16 protein-coding genes and 1 pseudogene are annotated in these 18,606 nt (G+C 68.4%); 6 read left to right on the top strand and 11 right to left on the bottom strand.

Annotated features, from left to right (window positions below; all coding sequences use genetic code 11):
- Positions 1 to 3 precede the first annotated feature (3 nt).
- The 7 genes and pseudogenes from FB390_RS26510 to FB390_RS26480 form a co-directional block, all read right to left on the bottom strand.
- A complete protein-coding gene (locus tag FB390_RS26510; protein WP_097243393.1) occupies positions 4 to 231 on the bottom strand; it encodes a 4Fe-4S dicluster domain-containing protein in 228 nt (75 codons plus the stop codon).
- Positions 232 to 987 carry a GntR family transcriptional regulator gene (locus tag FB390_RS26505; RefSeq protein WP_141811404.1) on the bottom strand — a complete coding sequence of 252 codons (756 nt, stop codon included), beginning with the start codon at positions 985 to 987 and terminating at the stop codon, positions 232 to 234.
- A gap of 222 nt (positions 988 to 1,209) precedes the next feature.
- Positions 1,210 to 3,006 (bottom strand): acyl-CoA dehydrogenase, encoded by a 1,797-nt coding sequence (locus FB390_RS26500; RefSeq protein WP_141811403.1) that lies wholly within the window; start codon positions 3,004 to 3,006, stop codon positions 1,210 to 1,212.
- Between the two features lie 104 nt (positions 3,007 to 3,110).
- A pseudogene (locus FB390_RS26495) lies at positions 3,111 to 3,839 on the bottom strand (3'(2'),5'-bisphosphate nucleotidase CysQ); the annotation flags it as partial.
- Positions 3,840 to 3,841: 2 nt separating this feature from the next.
- Positions 3,842 to 5,677 carry an adenylyl-sulfate kinase gene (gene cysC / locus FB390_RS26490; protein WP_141811401.1) on the bottom strand — a complete coding sequence of 612 codons (1,836 nt, stop codon included), beginning with the start codon at positions 5,675 to 5,677 and terminating at the stop codon, positions 3,842 to 3,844.
- Positions 5,677 to 6,609: a sulfate adenylyltransferase subunit CysD gene (gene cysD / locus FB390_RS26485; protein WP_141811400.1), complete on the bottom strand. Its 933-nt coding sequence runs from the start codon at positions 6,607 to 6,609 to the stop codon at positions 5,677 to 5,679. The genes cysC and cysD overlap by 1 nt, the downstream gene beginning before the upstream one ends.
- Positions 6,610 to 6,641: 32 nt before the next feature.
- Positions 6,642 to 7,562, bottom strand: coding sequence for a helix-turn-helix domain-containing protein (locus FB390_RS26480; RefSeq protein WP_141811399.1), 921 nt, complete (start codon positions 7,560 to 7,562; stop codon positions 6,642 to 6,644).
- An 83-nt stretch (positions 7,563 to 7,645) separates the two neighbouring features.
- Between FB390_RS26480 and FB390_RS26475 the strand changes: the two genes are divergently transcribed.
- The 4 genes from FB390_RS26475 (at position 7,646) to FB390_RS26460 (ending at position 11,624) form a co-directional block, all read left to right on the top strand.
- The gene (locus tag FB390_RS26475) at positions 7,646 to 8,809 is read left to right on the top strand and encodes a hypothetical protein (RefSeq protein ID WP_141811398.1); all 1,164 of its coding nucleotides are present in this window, start codon (positions 7,646 to 7,648) and stop codon (positions 8,807 to 8,809) included.
- The gene (locus tag FB390_RS26470; protein ID WP_141811397.1) at positions 8,809 to 9,585 is read left to right on the top strand and encodes an SDR family oxidoreductase; all 777 of its coding nucleotides are present in this window, start codon (positions 8,809 to 8,811) and stop codon (positions 9,583 to 9,585) included. The genes FB390_RS26475 and FB390_RS26470 overlap by 1 nt, the downstream gene beginning before the upstream one ends.
- Positions 9,586 to 9,602: 17 nt before the next feature.
- Positions 9,603 to 10,766, top strand: coding sequence for a sulfotransferase family protein (locus FB390_RS26465; RefSeq protein WP_141811396.1), 1,164 nt, complete (start codon positions 9,603 to 9,605; stop codon positions 10,764 to 10,766).
- A 345-nt stretch (positions 10,767 to 11,111) separates the two neighbouring features.
- Positions 11,112 to 11,624 (top strand): DUF2199 domain-containing protein, encoded by a 513-nt coding sequence (locus FB390_RS26460; RefSeq protein WP_141811395.1) that lies wholly within the window; start codon positions 11,112 to 11,114, stop codon positions 11,622 to 11,624.
- 135 nt (positions 11,625 to 11,759) lie between these two features.
- Here FB390_RS26460 and FB390_RS26455 read toward each other — a convergent pair whose 3' ends face one another.
- Entirely contained in the window at positions 11,760 to 12,119 is a 360-nt protein-coding gene (locus FB390_RS26455) for a hypothetical protein (RefSeq protein WP_141811394.1), read from the bottom strand.
- A gap of 116 nt (positions 12,120 to 12,235) precedes the next feature.
- Here FB390_RS26455 and FB390_RS26450 point away from each other — a divergent pair, with 116 nt between their 5' ends.
- Both FB390_RS26450 and FB390_RS26445 read left to right on the top strand, forming a co-directional pair.
- On the top strand, positions 12,236 to 13,138 hold the full coding sequence (locus FB390_RS26450) for an SGNH/GDSL hydrolase family protein (RefSeq protein WP_141811393.1): 903 nt from the start codon (positions 12,236 to 12,238) through the stop codon (positions 13,136 to 13,138).
- A 5-nt stretch (positions 13,139 to 13,143) separates the two neighbouring features.
- Positions 13,144 to 14,394, top strand: coding sequence for an acyltransferase family protein (locus FB390_RS26445; protein ID WP_246124217.1), 1,251 nt, complete (start codon positions 13,144 to 13,146; stop codon positions 14,392 to 14,394).
- On the opposite strand, the gene FB390_RS26440 is transcribed toward FB390_RS26445, so the two are convergent.
- The 3 genes from FB390_RS26440 to FB390_RS26430 are packed head-to-tail and all read right to left on the bottom strand — an operon-like array spanning position 14,361 to position 18,605.
- Positions 14,361 to 15,590: a serine hydrolase domain-containing protein gene (locus FB390_RS26440; protein WP_141811391.1), complete on the bottom strand. Its 1,230-nt coding sequence runs from the start codon at positions 15,588 to 15,590 to the stop codon at positions 14,361 to 14,363. The genes FB390_RS26445 and FB390_RS26440 overlap by 34 nt on opposite strands.
- On the bottom strand, positions 15,587 to 17,602 hold the full coding sequence (locus FB390_RS26435) for a hypothetical protein (protein ID WP_141811390.1): 2,016 nt from the start codon (positions 17,600 to 17,602) through the stop codon (positions 15,587 to 15,589). Before FB390_RS26435 ends, FB390_RS26440 begins: the two co-directional genes overlap by 4 nt.
- 10 nt (positions 17,603 to 17,612) lie before the next feature.
- Positions 17,613 to 18,605 (bottom strand): protein phosphatase 2C domain-containing protein, encoded by a 993-nt coding sequence (locus FB390_RS26430; protein ID WP_185757184.1) that lies wholly within the window; start codon positions 18,603 to 18,605, stop codon positions 17,613 to 17,615.
- Position 18,606: the final 1 nt, after the last annotated feature.

Below are 18,606 nucleotides of genomic sequence, written 5' to 3'. Positions count from 1 at the left end.
AGATCAGCGGAGCAGATAGGGCATGTTGACGGTGACCGCGCCGGTCGGGCATCGGGCCGCGCACGGGCCGCAGTACCAGCACTCGTCCACGTGCATGTAGGCCTTGCCGTTGTCGGGGTTGATCGCCAGGGAGTCGAGCGGGCAGATCTCCACGCACAGCGTGCAGCCCTGGATGCACAGCGATTCATCGATGGTGACGGGGATGTCGGCGCGCTGATCGACGAGTGCCATCTATCGGACCTTCCATTCGGGTGTACCGCGGGACAGGCTGCCGCGCATGGTGATTCGGTCGCCGCGCATGCGGATGTACTCCAGGTCGACCGGCCTGCCGTCGTCGAGGCGGGTCAGCCGCTCCAGCATCAGCAGGGGGGCGCCGTCGGGAGTGTCGAGCGTGGACGCGGTGTGCGGGTCGGCGGCGATCGCCTCCAGCGCCAGATCGGCGCGGCCGAGCGAGCGGCCGCTGATCTTCTCGAGCAGCACGAAGATGTCGGTGTTCTCGAGGTCGTTGGCGAGCACTTCCGCGCCGATGTCGGGGACCAGGTAGGTCAGGTCCAGGCTCAGCGGCCGTTCCGCGAGGTAGCGCAGCCGCTCCAGATAGACGACTCGCTCGCCTGGTTCGAGACCGAGCCTGCGGGCGACCGCGGGCGGCGCGGTGATGTGCTGGGCGGTGCGCACTTCGTTGCGCACCGTGCCGTGGCCTTTGAGGGTCTCCTGAAGACCCAGCAGTTCGTCGAGGCCGTGGTCGTACTTGCGGTTCCCGACCCGGGTGCCGACTTTGGGGGCGCGGTCGATGAGGCCCTCGTCCTTGAGCAGGGCAAGGGCCTCGCGCACCGTGTTGCGCGACGCGGAGTGTTCCGTGGCGAGCTGCTGTTCGGTGGGCAGCACCTCGTCGAACGCGCCCGCGTGGATCTGGTGGCGCAGCACGTCGGCGACGCGGCGCGCCTGATCGGCGCGCAGCTGCCGCACCGGGGCCGGTTCCGCACCCATCCGTTCCGCCTCTCTTTCGCTGACCTGCACGGATAGCGACGATAGACGCGAAAAGAGGGCTCGAATTCCAGCTCGCGCGCCGCGCGAATCAGGGGATGTTTCTTCGCCAGCGTGGACGGGCGACGACCTGCGGAAACAGGGTGGCTAACCGCTATTGCGCCACTCTGTTTCCCGGGCTCGGGTTTCGATCACGCAGATTCGAATGACCGAATCTCAGCGTGCTCAGAGCCAGTCGTCGCGCATTTCCAGCGTGGTGCGGTCCAGCGCGTCGAGCAGGTCCAGCTGCGGACCGGTCTTGGGCAGCTCGTAGCGGAAGAAGTAGCGGGCCGCGGCGCGCTTGCCTTCGTAGAAGTCGCCCTCCTGGTCGGCCGCGGCCACCAGCTGCTCGAGCCAGATCCACGCGACCACGATGTGGCCGAACGCTTCCAGGTAGATGGTCGAGTTCGCCATCGCCGCGGCCGGGTCGCCCGCGGCGAACATGCCCGCGGTGACGAGCAGCAGACGCTGCCAGGACGAGTCGAGCTCCACCGCGAATTCCTCGGCGTCACCGCCCTTCTCGGTGGCCGCCTCGATGGTCGCCGCGATGCGTTCGCCGAGCAGGCGCAGCGAGGCGCCCTCGTGCTGGGTCACCTTGCGGCCCAGCAGATCCAGGCCCTGGATGCCGTGGGTGCCCTCGTGGATCGGGTTGAGGCGGTTGTCCCGGTAGTGCTGCTCCACGTCGTACTCGCGGGTGTATCCGTAGCCGCCGTGCACCTGGATGGCGAGGTTGTTGGCCTCCAGACACCACTGCGAGGGCCAGCTCTTCGCGACGCCGGTCAGGATTTCCAGCAGCAGCGTGTGCTCGCGGGCGGCCTGCTCGTCGGCGGCCGTGCGGCGCAGGTCGACCAGCCGGTTGCAGTAGAGCAGCAGCGCCAGCGCGCCCTCGACATAGGCCTTCTGCGCCAAGAGCATTCGCTTCACGTCGGCGTGCTCGATGATCGGGATCTGCGGGGCGGCGGGATCCTTGGCGGTCACCGCGCGACCCTGCTGCCGCTGCCTGGCGTACTCCACGGACTTCAGGTAGCCGGTGTAGCCGAGCGCGGTCGCGCCGAGGCCGACGCCGAGCCGCGCCTCGTTCATCATGTGGAACATGTAGGACAGCCCGCGGTGCGGCTCGCCGACCAGGTAACCCACCGCACCCGCCGCGCCGCCGGGGGTGTGCCCGCCTTCGCCGAAGTTGAGCACCGTGTTGGTGGTGCCGCGGTAGCCCATCTTGTGGTTGAGCCCCGCCAGCACGACGTCGTTGCGCTCGCCCAGCGTGCCGTCCTCGCGCACCAGGAACTTGGGCACCACGAACAGCGAGATGCCCTTGGTGCCCGCCGGACCGCCCGGGATCTTGGCCAGCACCAGGTGCACGATGTTCTCGGTGAGCTCGTGATCGCCGCCGGAGATCCACATCTTCGACCCGAACAGCCGGTAGGTGCCGTCGTCCTGCGGCTCGGCGCGGGTGACGATGTCGGCCAGCGACGACCCGGCCTGCGGCTCCGACAGGCACATGGTTCCGGTGAACCTGCCCTCCACCATGGGGCGCACGAAGCGCTCGATCTGCTCCGCGGAACCGTGCGCGGCGAGGAGGTTGGCGTTGCCGACGGTGAGGAACAGGTAGCCGGCGGTGCCGACGTTGGCGGCCTGGAACCAGCTGAACCCGGCGGCCTCCACCGCGGCGGGCAGTTGCAGCCCGCCGATCTCCTCGTCCATTCCCGCGCCGACGAGGTTGGCCTTGGTGAACGCCTCGACGGCCGCCTTCACCTCGGGGATGATCGTCACCCGCTCCCCGTCGAAGGTCGGCTCGTTGCTGTCGTTGCGCTTGTTGTGCGGCGCGAAATACCTGGTGGCGACGTCCTCGCACAGGTCGAGGAAGCCGTCGAAGGTCTCCCTGGAATGCTCCGCGAAGCGGGGGAGTGCGGTCAGTTTCTCGACCCGCAGCCATTCGTACAGCAGGAAGTCGAGATCCCTGCGGGAGATCAGGTTGGAGCGCACGGCCATCCTCTCGCGACGTCACTGCCGGGGCGCGGAACGGCCCCGGGGTATTTGATACGTTACTACCAATTTGTCGCGAATGGGTGAGGCTATCCGGATCCGGCCGCCGCGGCCGCCACAGCGTCCAGCAATGGGGTTCGCCACGCCGCCCGGCAGATCAGCAGATCCGGTAGATAGGGGCGGGGCCGGTTGTACTCGAGCGGGCGGCCGTCGACGCGCGAGGCGTGCAGCCCCGCGGCCAGCGCGACGCCGACGGGCGCGGCGGAATCCCATTCGTACTGGCCGCCCGCGTGGAGGTAGGCGTCGGCCTCCCCGCGCACCACCGCCATGGCCTTGGCGCCCGCCGAACCCATCGGGACCAGCGTCGCCCCGACGGCGTCGGCCACCTCGCGCGCCCACGAGGGCGGTCGCGAGTCGCTCACCAGCAGCCGCGGCTCGTCCCGGGCGGGGGCGTTCGCACTCGATTGGTCACTGACGTGGACCATGCCCAGCGCGGGCTGCGCGACCGCCGCGGCGGTGATGCCGCGATCGCGTTCCCACAGCGCGACGTGCACGGCCCAGTCCGAGCGGCCGGGGATGGCGTATTCGCGGGTGCCGTCGAGCGGATCGATGATCCATACCCGGTCGGCGGCGAGCCTGCGCGGGTCGTCCGCGGATTCCTCGGAGAGCACCGCGTCGCCGGGACGAGCCGCGGCCAGTTCGGTGAGCAGGAAGTCGTTGGACAGCGCGTCGCCGCGCTTCCCGAGATCGGGCAGGTTTTCCTCGCGCAGTGCGCTCAGCAGGCTTCCCGCGCGGTCGGCGAGATCGGCGGCGAGACGGGCATCGGTGATCATGGTCAGTCCAGGTTGTCCAGCAGCGCGAGTACGGTCGCGGCCATCGCGGCCGGGTCGCCGTCGGCGGGACGCAACGCCAGATCCGGCGCGGTGGGCGCCTCGTACGGGTCGTCGATGCCGGTGAAGCCGCGGATCTCACCCGCCCGCGCCTTGGCGTACATCCCCTTCGGATCGCGCGCCTCGCAGATCTCCAGCGGGGTGTCGACGAACACCTCGACGAACGGGATCCCCGCCGACTCGTGCGCGGCGCGCACTCGGTCGCGGTCGGCGCGATACGGGCTGATCAGCGAAACCACCGCCACCACACCGGCTTCGGCGAACAACCTGGCCACCTCGCCGACGCGGCGGATGTTCTCGACCCGGTCCTCGGCGGAGAAGCCCAGATCGGCGTTCAGGCCGTGGCGCAGGTTGTCGCCGTCCAGCAGGAAGGCGGGACGCCCCGAAGCCACCAGTCGCCGCTCCAATTCGACGGCGACCGTGGACTTTCCGGATCCGGACAGCCCCGTCAGCCAGACCGTCGCGCCGCGCGTGGCGCGTTCGTCGCGACCCACCGCGGTCGAGTGCCAGACCACCCGCGAGGCGGGCAGCGTGGCGCCGGTGATCATGCCCGCGGCGACCGTGTTGTTCGTCGCCTCGTCCACCAGGACGAAGCTGCCGGTGGACCGGTTGCGGCGGTAGGGATCGAAAAGCAGCGGCTGGCGGGTGCGCAGCTGAATGCGTCCTATTTCGTTGAGCGACAAGGATTCCGCGTTTTCGTCGCGGTGCAGGGTGTTGACGTCGAGCCGGTAGTCCAGGCTGCGGACCTCGGCGGTCGCGGCGCGGGTGGTGTGGCGGACCGTGTACGTGGCGCCGGGGGTCAGCGCGGAGTCCTCGGCGAACCAGCACACCATGGCGTCGATGTCGCGGCCCACCTGCGGGCGATTGGCCGGGCGGCAGATCAGATCGCCGCGCGAGATGTCGATCTCGTCGGCGAGCTGCATGGTGACCGCCTGCGGCGGAAAGGCTTCGGCCACCGCGACGCCGCCGGGACCCCAGATCGCCGCGACCGTGGTGGTGAAACCCGAAGGCAGGACGGCCACTTCGTCGCCCGGCTTGAACACACCGCCCGCCACGGTGCCCGCGTACCCGCGGAAATCCTGGGCGTGGTTGCGGGTCACGTACTGCACGGGGAAGCGCGCGTCGATGAGGTTGCGGTCGGAGGCGATGTACAGGTCCTCGAGGTGATGCAGCAGGGGAGTGCCCTCGTACCACGGCATGCTCGCGCCGCGGTGCACGATGTTGTCGCCCTGCAGCGCCGAGACCGGGATGAAGGACAGGTCGGCGACCTCGAGCTTGGTGGCGAAACCCGCGAATTCCTCGCGGATCTCGGTGAAGCGATCCTGGGACCAGCCGACCAGATCCATCTTGTTGACGCACAGCACCAGGTGCGGGATACCGAGCAGGCTGGCGAGGAAGGCGTGGCGGCGGGTCTGCTCGACGACGCCCTTGCGCGCGTCGACCAGGATGAGCGCGACGTCGGCGGTGGACGCGCCGGTCACCATGTTGCGGGTGTACTGGATGTGGCCCGGGGTGTCGGCGATGATGAACTTGCGCCGCGGCGTGGCGAAATAGCGGTGCGCCACGTCGATGGTGATGCCCTGTTCGCGCTCCGCCCGCAGACCGTCGGTGAGCAGCGCCAGGTCCGGGTACTCGTCGCCGCGCTCGCGGCTGGTGCGCTCCACGGCGGCGAGCTGATCGGTGAAGATCGTTTTCGAGTCGTAGAGCAGACGGCCGATCAGGGTCGACTTGCCGTCGTCGACGCTGCCCGCGGTGGCGAGACGCAGCAGGGTGGTGGCCATCAGAAGTACCCTTCTCGTTTGCGATCTTCCATGCCCGCCTCGGAGATGCGGTCGTCGGCGCGGGTGGCGCCGCGTTCGGTGACCCGTGCGGCGGCGACCTCGGTGACCACCTCCGCGGGGGTCGCGGCGGTGGATTCCACGCATCCGGTGCACGTCGCGTCGCCGACGGTGCGGAAGCGCACGGTCGTCTCGTAGGGCTGTTCGCCATCGAGCAGGCGCAGGAACCTGGTGTGCGCCAACAGCATTCCGTCGCGCTGCACGACGGGGCGGCGGTGCGCGTAGTACAGCGAAGGCAATTCGATCCGCTCGGCGGCGATGTAGCTCCAGATGTCGAGCTCGGTCCAGTTCGAGAGCGGGAACACCCGGATGTGTTCGCCGGGCCGGTGCCTGCCGTTGTACAGATTCCACAGCTCGGGGCGCTGGGCGCGCGGGTCCCACTGGCCGTACTCGTCGCGGAAGCTGAAGACCCGCTCCTTGGCGCGGGCCTTCTCCTCGTCGCGGCGGGCGCCGCCGAAGACCGCGTCGAAGCGACCCTCGCGGATGCTACGCAGCAGGGTGCCGGTCTGTAGCCGGTTGCGCGAGGCGCGCGGACCGGTGTCCTCCACGACCCGGCCCGCGTCGATGTCGTCCTGCACCCGGCCGACGATCAGCCGCAGCCCGAGGCGCTCGACGGTGCGGTCGCGGAACTCGATGACCTCGTCGAAGTTGTGCCCGGTGTCGATGTGCAGCACCGGGAACGGCAGCGGCGCCGGCCAGAAGGCCTTGGCCGCCAGATGCAGCATCACCACCGAATCCTTGCCGCCGGAGAAGAGCAGCACCGGGCGTTCGAAGGTGGCTGCCACTTCACGGAATATGTGTGCCGACTCGGCCTCGAGCACGTCCAGATGGGGCAGCTCGTAGGTGCTCGCCGTCGACTTCGCGTACTGGCTCACGCCCCAAAACTAGAACACGTTTCGGTGCGCGGTCAACGGGTCGATCGCGTCGGGGTTCGCTCGCCGGTGCCGTGTTCGGTGGGTTTGCGACCGCCCGACGCGCTCGTCACCGCGTCCGCCGCGGCGACCAAAGCCGCTCCGCGACGGGCGATCTCGGCCCCCGTGATGGACGCTCCGACGTACATCGTGAGCACCATGTTCTGCCTGCCGTCGCCGCCGTAGGTCGGCGCGGCGAGCAGGCTGACCGGGTGTTCCTTGCGCGGCCGTAGATCGGCCCCGAGGTACACGCGCTCGCCGAGGCTGGTGACCAGCTCGCCGACGAGTTCGCGCAGCTCGTCGGGCAGGTCGCGGGCGGCGACCCCGGCCAGCAGCGAGTACAGCCGCCGCCCCGCCGCGGTGAGGCTCTCGACCAGGTAGCCGCGCTCCCGGCATTCGGCGACCACCTGGCGCAACCGCGCCTCGTCCTGCTGGAGCGGGACGGTCGGCGGGGTGGCCAGCCACGCGTCGAACGCGGCGTCGGTGTCCCATAGCACGTACATCAGGCCGACGGGCGGCGCGAAGTGGTACGACGCGCCCATCTTCACCATCCCGGGGCCCGTGCTCTCCAGTACCGAGATCCGGTCCCCGACGACGGCCGACGCGGTGCAGGTCGTGCGGTACTTGGCGCTGAGTTCGGCCAGCTCACCGCGCGCGATAGCGGAGATCGCGAAGCCGTCCTGGGCGACCCGACCGGCCGCGATCAGCGCGGGTCCGAGGCCGTACACGTGCGTGTGCGGGTCGCGCACCAGGTAGCCGCCCGCGGTCAGCTCGGTGAGAATGCCCAGGCAGGTGGGCTTGGCCATGTCCAGCTCGCGGGCCAGCTCGGAGAGTCCGAAGCGCTTGCCGCGCTGCTCGACGAGGAAATCCAGCAGCTGGACCACCCGTTGGGTGGGGGCGGATCGGCGCGCGACCATGGACAACTCCTAGAACACGTTCTAATCTGGCTCGTATCGAAATGTACCAGAGCGGTACATATTTGGACCACCGGGAGAGCCTCTTGCTGACCCAACCGTTCGCGGACGCGATCGCCGCCGCCGAGCAGATCATCACCGAAGCGCCACACATCCGGACCGAACAGGATCTCGTGGAGGGCTACGACTACCTGGCGGGCAGCATTCGCGCGGCCTTGCAGATGGCATGGGCCTACGAGCGGGACTTTCCGTTCTTCGTCCAGTCGACCGGCCCGTACACCAAGATGGGCCTGGACAACCCCGACACCCTGTACTTCCACTCCTACCTGCGGCCGGACGCGGAATACCTGGTGACCGGCACCCGCGGCACCACGAGGGACCTCAGCTTCCAGGTGCTCAACGGCAACTATTCGCCGGTGGACGTGCCCGACAGCGAGACCGCCTTCGACGACCGAGCCTTGGACCTCGCCCCCGACGGCACCTACCAACTGCGGCTCGGCCCCGGCGAGGCAGGCCCCGGCTATGTGCACCTCGCGCCCGACTCGGCGATGCTGGTGGTCCGCGAGGTGTTCAGCGACTGGTCCACCGAGAAGCCGGGCACCTTGCGCATCCAGCGCGTCGACACCATCGGCTCCGCGCCGCCGCCGCTGACCAAGGATGTGCTGACCAAGCGTTACGGGATCGCGGGCAAGATGCTGCTGTCGCGGCTGAAGACGTTCCTGGCCTTCCCGGAGTGGTTCTACCTGAACCTGCCGGTGAACACGATGACCGAACCGAGATCGACGCCGGGCGGACTGACCACCCAGTTCTCCTCGGCGGGTCACTACGAACTCGCCGACGACCAGGTCATGATCATCACGGTCCCCAAGTCGGACGCGCCCTACCAGGGCTTCCAGCTGGGCAGCATGTGGTACCTGTCGCTGGACTACATCAACCACCAGACCAGCCTCACCGCCGACCAGGCGCGCGTCGATCCGGACGGGATGATCCGGCTGGTGGTCAGCGAGCGCGACCCCGGGCTGGCCAACTGGATCGAGCGCACCGGGCACGCCAGGGGCTATCTCCAGTTCCGCTGGCAGCGGCTCTCCCGGGATCTCAAACCCGAGGACGGTCCGGCCGTGGAGATCGTGGAGTTCGACGAATTGTCCACGCGGTTGCCGTATTACGAGCAAGCGCGGGTGACGCCCGAGGAATGGAAGGCACGGATCGCGGCCCGTCAGGTGGCCGTCGCGGAGAGGATGCTCGGCTGATGTTGTTGCAGGACAAGGTGGTCGTGGTCTCGGGTGTGGGGCCGGGGCTCGGCAGGGCCATCGCGGTGCAGGCGGCCAAGGCGGGCGCGGACTTGGTGCTCGCCTCGCGCACCGAATCGCGGCTGACGGAGGTCGCCAAGGAGATCGCCGAGATCGGCAGGCGCGCGGTGGTGGTGCCCACCGACATCAACGACGAAGCGGCGGTGAACAATCTGGTCGAGACGGCGTCGAGCGCCTTCGGCCGGGTCGACACGCTGGTGAACAACGCCTTCGCCATTCCGCCGCTGGCGGATCTGGCCGACGTGGATCTCGATCAGGTCCGCGCGGGCTTCGAGACGAACGTGCTCGCCGCGCTGCGCCTGACGCGATTGTTCGTTCCCGCGCTCACCGAGACGAAAGGCTCGGTGGTGATGATCAATTCGGCGGTGCTGCGCCACTCCCGGCGCACCTTCGGCCCGTACAAGATGGCCAAATCCAGCCTGCTCGCGCTGGCCCAGAGCCTGGCGACCGAGCTGGGCCCCAAGGGAATTCGGGTGAATTCCGTCGCCCCGGGCTACATCTGGGCCGACAACCTGAAGTGGTATTTCAACTACCTCGCCCAGCAGCGCGGGGTCACGCCGGAGGAGGTCTACGCCGAGACCGCCTCGACCATCGATCTGCGCAAGCTGCCCGAGCCCGACGAGATCGCCGATGCCGTGGTCTTCTTCGCCTCGCCGCTGGCGCGCGCGATCACCGGCGCGTGTCTGGACGTCAACGGCGGCGAGTACCACCACTGATGAGGAGAGAGCAGAGCATGATCGGCAGGGACGACATCGGCACCGTCGAGGATCTGCACGCCTCGGCGACCAAGGTGGTCGGCCTCGACGACTTCGGCGACGACGGCTATCGCGAAGGGCTGCAAGTACTTCTGGAGTCCTATGCCAAGGACGCGGAGCTGACGTCGTTCGGCAACAAGGTCAATCGCGCCTTCCTGCGCGGCGCGCTGATCGCCAGGCTGCTCAGCGAGAACGCCTGGCAACGCCACCCCGAACACGCGGACGTGGCGATCGAACGGCCCGTCTTCGTCACGGGTCTGCCGCGCTCGGGCACCACGGCCGTGCACCGGCTGCTCAACGCCGACCCCGCGCACCAGGGCCTGGAGATGTGGCTCACCGAGATGCCCCAGCCGCGCCCGCCGCGCGAGACCTGGGCCGGCAATCCGGTGTATCAGCGCATCGAGGCGGCCTTCGAGAAGCACCACGTGGAGCATCCGGAATTCATGGGCGTGCACCACATCTCGGCCGATCAGGTGGAGGAGTGCTGGCAGCTGCTGCGGCAGTCGGCGATGTCGGTGTCCTACGAATGCCTCGCCTATCTGCCGGGATATTCGGAATGGCTGGCGGGCCGCGACTGGACCGACGCCTACCGCAGGCACCGCCGCAACCTGCAACTGATCGGCCTTCCGGACGCGGATCGCCGCTGGGTGCTGAAGAATCCGAGCCACCTGTTCGCGTTGGACGCCATCTTCGAGGTGTACCCGGACGCGCTGATCATCCAGATGCACCGCGACCCGCGCACCATCATCGCGTCGGTGTGCAGCCTCAACGAGCAGGCCTCGGCGGGGTGGTCGGAGAAGTTCCGCGGTCCCGTGGTCGGCCGGACCCAGCTGGATCTGTGGGCGCGCGGCGCGCAGCGGTTCTTGGAAGACCGCAAGCGGCACAACGCCGCTCAGTTCATCGACGTGTACTACGACGATTTCGTGGCCGATCCGATCGGCACGGTGGGATCGGTCTACCGGCACTTCGACATCCCGCTGAGCGCCGAGGCGGAGGCGGCCATGGCGGCGTTGCACACCGAGAGCACGTCGGGGGCGGCGCGGCCCTCCCATCGGTACTCGCTGGACGATTTCGGCCTGACGGTGGATCAGGTCGACGAACGTTTCGGCGAGTACCGGGCGGCGCACTTCCCGGATCGCTGAGGGGTTTCGCCGGTCGGCCCACGCGGTCGACCGGCGAATCTGACACGCACCGCAAAATTGCACCGCATGCAATTTCGGCAGTCAGGGGTGGCGAGTCCGCGAATCATGCTGCGGACCAGTACTTTTCACCTTCGACCCCTGGATTCCATCCTGGATAAGACATCCATCGCACAGTTGCACTGAGTGCAATCCTCATGTGATGTCGTCGTCCGTGGCCGCGTGTACCACGACGGTACCGTCTCGGTGGCCCTCCTGCCACTGATGAAACGCGTGTCCGCATCCCGAGTCTTGCGCGCCTGCCGGTTCGAGAAATCTCTCGACTTCCCGGTTTCTATGCTGACGGGCATGTCAACGGATCTAGGGTTCCGCTGCTCGTGCTGCGGCCAGGAACACGATGGACTGCCATTCGGCTACGGCACGGTCGCACCCGCCTACTGGAACGAGGACCTCGAGGACAGCTCGGGCAACGTCCTCGGTGACGAGCACTGCGTCATCGGCGGGGAGCACTTCTTCATCCGGGCTCGCCTGATCCTGCCGATCGAGGACTCGGAGAACGACTTCGAGTGGGAAGTATGGGTGTCACTGAGCAAGTCCAACTTCGACCGTGCGACGGAGCTGTGGACCAGTCCGGAGCGAGTGCAGGAGCCACCGTATTTCGGTTGGCTGTCCACCGAACTCCCCACCTACGAATCGACGACCCTGAACTTGAAGACCAAGCTGCACAGCCAGCCAGTCGGCGTTCGTCCGACGGTGGAACTGGAGCCCACCGATCATCCGTTGGCCGTGGAACAGCGAACCGGCATCACCCTCGCCCGCGTGCAAGCCATCGCCGAACAGGTGCTCCACCCTCGACGCTGACGACCGCCACGGAATCCGAGCTGGGCACTTGCCGCACTCGACGAGGCGAGGGCAGCAGCGTCGAGCGGACTCGAACTACGTTCCTACGCCGAGCTGCCCGCCTGGCAACCGATGGTACGCATCGACCGTCGCGTGTCAGTATCCGGCGCGTGGCTCGAAACCAGGGTCGGGCAGCGATGGCGGCTCGGCAGGAGGCGCGGGTTGCTGTGTGTGCGGCACGATGCGCGGCTGCGGAGCTGGGGCAACAGTAGGCGCGGCTGCTCCCGCGTTCGGCGGTGCGGATTCCGGCAGGTCGGCGTTGCCGGGCACATCGTCGACGGTGACGGTCGGCGGAGCCGGAGCGGGCGTCGGCGTCGCACTCGTCCCGGAATTCGTGGCGATCACCGGGGATTCGGCAGGCGCCGGATCGGAACTCCGACCACAGCCGGCGAGCACCAGCACGGCCGCGCCGAGCGCCACCGTGGACCAGCGAATTCGGTATCTCTGGACGGACACGCCGCAAGGCTAACCGTGCGCGTGGAGACGGCGCAGTCGTCCGTTCGACCGACACCACCACCGCTGGCGCGAGGCAATACTGAAGTGCCTTGTGTCGTACAGCGATTGGATTAACCATGAGATTCCGCCGGGCGAGGTCCTCGGCTGTCGCAGTTCTCACCGCGATCTCAGCGGCGACCCTGCCCGCGACCGCGGTGGCCGCCCCGTCCGGCGGCGCGACGACGGTCGTCCTGGGCGATTCGTTCACCGCGACCGCACCCGTCATCGGGCACGCCGACGACGGGTGCACACGATCACCCTCCTCGTGGCCGAATCAACTCGCGCGAGCCGGCCGATCGGCGGAGACCCCAGGGTTCGTGGACGTGTCCTGCAACGGCGGCACAATCGACACGGGTCGCGGCTGGACTCTGGTCCACCAGGCCCGGAAAGCGTCCGCGCAGAACGCTTTCGGCTCGGACACGCGCGTCGTCCTGATCCAGATGGGACTCAACGACGTATGGGGCGCCTCCACTGGGACGGCGTTCCCCTCGACCGACTGTCTGCTCAACATCGTCGCCGGATGCGGGTTCGACGCCACCGAACAGCACCGGCTGCCCGACTACCGCGCCGTCACCGGCACAGGCTATGCGGATCGGGTGCGCGACGTCGTGACGTTCGTGCGCTACCACGCCGCGAACGCGCGCGTGGCCCTGGTCGGATACCCGGAGGTCTTCCTGTCGGGACAGCAGGCCGCCTGCATGGATCTCGCCGGGATCGGGCGGGTCGTGCAACCGCGCGCGGAAGGCTACATCGCCTACCTCGACCGGATCCAGGAGGCGCAGCGGGAAGCCGCGACGCTGCTCGAAATCGAGTTCATCGATGTCCGCGCCATCACCGCGGGGCACGGCAGCTGCTCGGCCGAACCGTGGATCAGCGGCCTGGACGGCGCCGACTCGCTGTTCGACGGCGCGCCCATCCATCCGAACGCGCAGGGCAACGCCGCGGTCGCCGCGCGAGTCCGAGAGCGGTTCGGGCTCTGAGCACGGTGCCCGCGACCCCGCCCGCGCCTGGCGCCCAGCTGCCCGCGCTGACCGGTGCGCGATGGTGGGCGGCTGCGGTGGTCTTCGTTCTGCACGCGTTGGTGTTCCTGCCGGTCTACCCGTTCCAGAAGTCGGAACTCTTCCGCGCTCTCCACGCTGTCGTCCCGATGCAGCAGGGCGCGGCGGGGGTGACCTTCTTCTTCGTCCTCTCCGGCTTCGTGATCTGCTGGTCGTTCCGCAGGGGAATGTCGGTGCGGGGGTACTACCTGCGCCGGCTACTCAAGATCTATCCCACCCATGTGATCTCGGCGCTGGTGCTCGTACTCGTGGTCGCGGCGCCGCTGGCCCGCCCGGTGGTGTGGCTGCCGAACCTGCTGCTCGTGCACACCTGGGTGCCGAAGTGGACCACGCTCGGCGGGCTCAACGTACCGTCCTGGTCGCTGTGCGCGGAACTGCTTTTCTACCTGAGCTTTCCGCTCGCGCTGCCGCTCGTCGCCCGGATCCCGCGGTCTCGCTTGTGGCCGGCCGCGGCCGGGCTGCTGGTGTTGATCATGGTGTTGCACACCGGCCTTCATCTCTGGGTGGACGGACCGAAGGGTACCGCCAACGTGTTCGCGGCCCGCCTGCTCCCTGGTGATGTCTCACCCGAGTTCGAAATCCATGTCTCACCAGAGTGGTTCGCGCAATCCGACATCCCCATCCCCGCCTCGTACTGGCTCGGCTATCCCTTTCCCGCATCGCGGCTGCCCGAGTTCTACGTTGGCGTCCTCGCGGCCCGCATGGTCGCCGAAGGCGTGTGGCGCAACACCCGGCTGAGCACACCGCTGGCCGCCCTGGTTCTCGCCTACGGCGCGACCTGGTTCGTCCCGATCGACTACAAGATGTCGGCATTGCTGGTGGGTCCGACGGCCGCGGTGGTGGCCACTCTGGCCGCTCGCGATCTGGCGGGCATCTCCGGCATCAACGCGAGCAGGCCACTGGTCTGGCTCGGTGACATCTCCTTCGCGTTCTACATGATTCAGTTCCCGGTGATGGTGCTCGTCACCAGGCTGTTCATCGGCGGGCGTCGGTGGTCGGCCGGCGGCTGGGCGATGTGGGCCGGGGTCAGCTTCATCGCATCGATCATCGCCGCCGCCGCGATCTATCACGGCGTCGACAAACCCCTCATGAATCGCTTCGCGAAGAGGCCACCGCGAGATAACCGGTACGCGGCGCCACGGGCTCACTCCCCGATCAAGGCGCTCACCAAGCGGTAGGCGATCTCGTTCGCTGGCCGCCCGCCCGCGGGTCCGTCACGCAGAGTGCACAGCACGATGATCGAGACGTCGGTAACGGGGTCGTACCCCATGAACGTCTGGAAGCCAGGAATGGCGCCGTCGTGCCCGATCATCGGGCCGAACGACTCCAGCCCCAAGCCGTAGCGGATACCCGCGGGATCCCGCCGGTCCAACGGGGCCGCGCTGTCGAGGCGTTCGCGCTGCAACACCGGTCCGAGCATCTCGTCGCTGCCGACCAGCGTGCGCACGTAGTTCTCGAGGTCCTGCGCCGTCGAGACGACGCCACCCGCCGCCCCGATCCACGAGGGATCGAGGTTCGTCACGTCGGTGGGCAGCAGGGCGCCCGTGCGGGCCGCGGCGATCTGCTCGTCGGGAAGTGCCGCCGAGGCCAGCGCCGAAGTATTGGTGCCGTAAAGGTATCCCCGCGGCGACGGCGCGGGCAACGACGCATCGCCTGGCTCTGGGTAATACGTGTCTGTCATGCCGAGCGGAACGAAGATCCGATCGGTCAGCAAGGTGCGGATGTCCTGACCGGTGATCTGTTCGAGCACCGCCGCCAACAGGATCGTGTTCGTGTTCGAGTACCGGAAATCGGTGCCGGGTGCGAAGTACGGCGACGAGGCGAACCCGATCCGCAACAGCGCGTCCGGCTGCCACACCCGCTCGGGATCGTCGTCCATCGCCGCGGCGAACTCCGGATCCTCGTTGTAGCTGAACAGACCACTGCGCATATTCAGCAATTCGGCGATCGTGATGCTGTTTCCATTCGGAACACCGGCGCGGTACCGCGACACGGGATCGTCGAGCGCGAGCCTGCCCTCGCGGACCAGTTGCAGCGCGACCGTGCCGACCATGGTCTTGGTGGTCGAGCCGACGCGGAAGAAGTCGTGCACCCGCACCGGATCGTCCTGCCCGAGGGCGCGATCCCCGAAGGCCTGCTCCCACAACATGTCCGGCGTGCGGATACGCACTACGGCCCCCGGGACGAGCAGCGCGTCGAGCACCCTGCGCACGATCGGTTCCGCGATCCGGCCCAGCGCCGCGGGTTCGGGTGTGGTGTCCTCGACCACGGGCTCCCGAGGCACGGAACTGCCGCCGGACGCCAGCGCGACCGCGCAGACGACGACCACGCTCGCCCGGAACCAACGCCAGCTGCCGCTGCGAAAAGACCTCATTTGCCCCTGTTTCCGAGGACGGACATCGAGCCGTCGTTGAAGTTGGACACGTAGACCTGGCCCGCGGCCGGGTCTACCGCGATCCCGTGCGGGCGGGCACCGACGCGGATTGTCTGCGTCGTCACGTTGTTGCGGGTGTCGATCAGCGAGACGGAGTTTCCCGATCGCACATTGTCCAGTCCGTGGTTGGTCACGAACACCGTCCGGCTCGCTCGATCCACCGCGACGCCGACTGGTCCGGATCCTACGGGCACGGTCGCGGTTACCGCGCGCGTGCGCGTATCGATCACCGAGACCGTGCCGTCGGCGTGATTCGTCACGTACGCGGTATCGGTGCCGGTATCGACCGCCACGCCCCACGGCTGGTTGCCCACCCGAATCGAGGTGACCACCGACCGCGCGGCGGCATCCACGACAGCGACCCTGCGGTCTACCGACTCGGGCGCGCCCGCGATCGCCACGAAGACGCTGCGTGTGGCCGGATCGAAGGCTACTCCGTACGGACGGCTGCCGACTGGGATCGTCGCGACGACGGCCCTGGAGCGCAGGTCGATGACCGACATCGTGCCCGCCTCGAAATTCGTGACGTACGCGGTCCGTCCGGCCGGGTTGACGGCGATGCCGTAGGGACCGGCGCCGACGGCTATCTGGCCGACGACAGTTCGGTCACGCGTACGGATGACGGACACCGATCCGTTTCCGGCGTTGGTCACGTACGCCAGGCCCGCTGCCGAATCGACCGCTATCGCAGTCGGTTTCGCGAAGTCGGGTGAAGTGATCGATGCGGTGGCGCCGGTCTCGGTGTCGTACGCCGACACCGTGTTGCTCACGCTGTTGGTGGCGAACACGGTGGCCGTCTCGGTATCGGCGGCCACGCCCCACGGCTGTGCACCGACCGGGATCGTGGTGGTCACCGTCGCCGGGGCGGCGGCGACGGGCAGCGACCCACCGGCCACGGGCGGGTCGTCCTCGCTCGAGGTGGTGCTGGTCAGCAGTCCGGCGACAACGACAACGGCGGCGATAGCGCCGATCACCCACGCCCGCAACGGAACTCGTTGCCACCACGGGGTGCGGCCCCGAGCCCGGGGTAGCGGGGGAGTGGTTCCCGGCGGGACGACGCGGGGCCGCACCGGTGTCCGAGTGCCCGCGCCCGCGGCGGCGGCGTCGAGCGCCTGGCGCCAGTCCGCCGGGCGGGGCCGCTGACCGACCGGGGCCGACAGGCCCGTGCGAACGAGTTGACGCACCGCGGCGGGCACACCGGCGGGCAGCCGGTCCGGGTCTCGTGTGCTCTGGTGACCGGCCAGCAGGCGCAGGACGAGCAGCGCGAACTTGTAGGCGTCGGACTGCGGGGTGGCCAATTCCTCACCGGCACTGACCGTTCGGACGTCCCAGTCGGGTGTCTCGAACTGATCGCTGACCGACTGGGAGCGCATCCGCATGGCGTCGCAGTCGATGAAGTACACCCGCCGGTCCGGTCGCAGGGAGAACAACAGGTTCTTCGGCGACAGGTCACCGACCGCGATGTGATGGCGATGCAGCAGCGCCAGCGCTTCCGCCGCGTCGCCGAGCAGTTCGTAGCGGGCGCGATCGGTCAGCGGGATGCCGCGCTTGGCCAGGTAGACGTCGTCGTTGAGCAGATGCTGGAACTCGGCGGTCACCCGCCGCGTCCCCGCCACCGTCACCATGTCGATGAAGAACTCGTCCGGAATCGCGGGCATCACGAACCCGAGCACGGTGGTCGAGTGATCTTCCTCGACCAGCCGGCACGGCCACGCCGCCCGTTTCAGCAGTTCCATACCTTCGGCGAACGGCAACGACTCCAGATAGGAGGGCATGTTCTCGAGCACGTCGACCCGGATGTTCGGCAACACCGGGGACTTGTACTCCTTGAACACCAACGTTTTCGCGTGCGCCATTTGTACACCCGGCGCTGGGTAGACCACTCCCTGGCCCCCGGAGGCCAGCTTCTGCACCGCCCCCAGCGTCCCGCGCTTCAACCGTTGCTGCGCCACGGCGGCTCCGTCAGCCGCGTGGCGGCCATATGGCCACCAGAGTCCGGTCGTCGTCGAACGTTTCCCGCGAGAAGTCCAACGCGTGGGCGAATTCGAGCTGCGACGGCACCCGGTCGCCGAGCAACCCCGCGAACAGCCCACCGACGTCGCCGTCACCGCTGCCGAGCGGATCGCCGAATCCGTCGGTTCCCACCAGCAGCACCTGACCTGGCTCGACGATTACGGGCTGGGGTGCGACGTCGTTGGGCACCCTGGGCAGACCGACCACGGCCGAGGACGACAACCCCGAAGACGACTGCTCTTTGCCGCCGAGTACCGGGACGAATGTCCCGTTCGTCAGCAACCAGACACCGGAATCGCCGACGGCGGCGACCACCGCCGACAGACCGCCGTCGGGGTGGGGTTCGCACACCGCGCAGGCCAGGGTCGTGGCGAGCATCCGTTCCGCCTGTTCGGCGTCGGCCTCCGGCAGCGACAGCACCGCGGCCGCTTGTTCGGTCAGCGTCCACGCGGCGCTCTTGAACAGGGACTGCCAGCCGCCGTCTTCGAGCGGTTCCGGCGGTTCCTCCAGCCACCGGGTGGCATAGCGGACGACGGTGGAGGAACCGATGTGGGAGTACTTGGCCGACGACACACCGTCGGCCACGGCGACGACCAGGCGCTCACGCTCCGGGTCGACGGTGATGGCGAAATCGTCCTGGCGTGGCGCGCCGCCGTACCGGTGCAGATACCCCCGGACCGATGCCGCCCGCACCGTGAACGCACCGCTGGACCAGCCATCGATCACGGTGTCGGGCCGATACGGCGTCCTGCCGTACTCCTTGTCCACCGTCTTGGGCTCGAACGCGGGCGTCGGCGCACCGACGACGATCGGCTCCCTCGATGGCCAACCCGGCGGTGTGACTTTCGGTATGTCCGCACGGCCGGTGAGCTCCGCCGCCGCCTCCGCTTCCAGGGACGAATCCGCCGCCGCTTGCTCGACTTGCTTGCTCCGCTTGCCCAAC

This window comes from Nocardia bhagyanarayanae, from assembly GCF_006716565.1.
In the GTDB taxonomy this organism is placed as follows: domain Bacteria; phylum Actinomycetota; class Actinomycetes; order Mycobacteriales; family Mycobacteriaceae; genus Nocardia; species Nocardia bhagyanarayanae.
The sequence above is the reverse complement of the archived record's forward strand: the minus strand, read 5'-3'. Positions and strand labels throughout refer to the sequence as shown.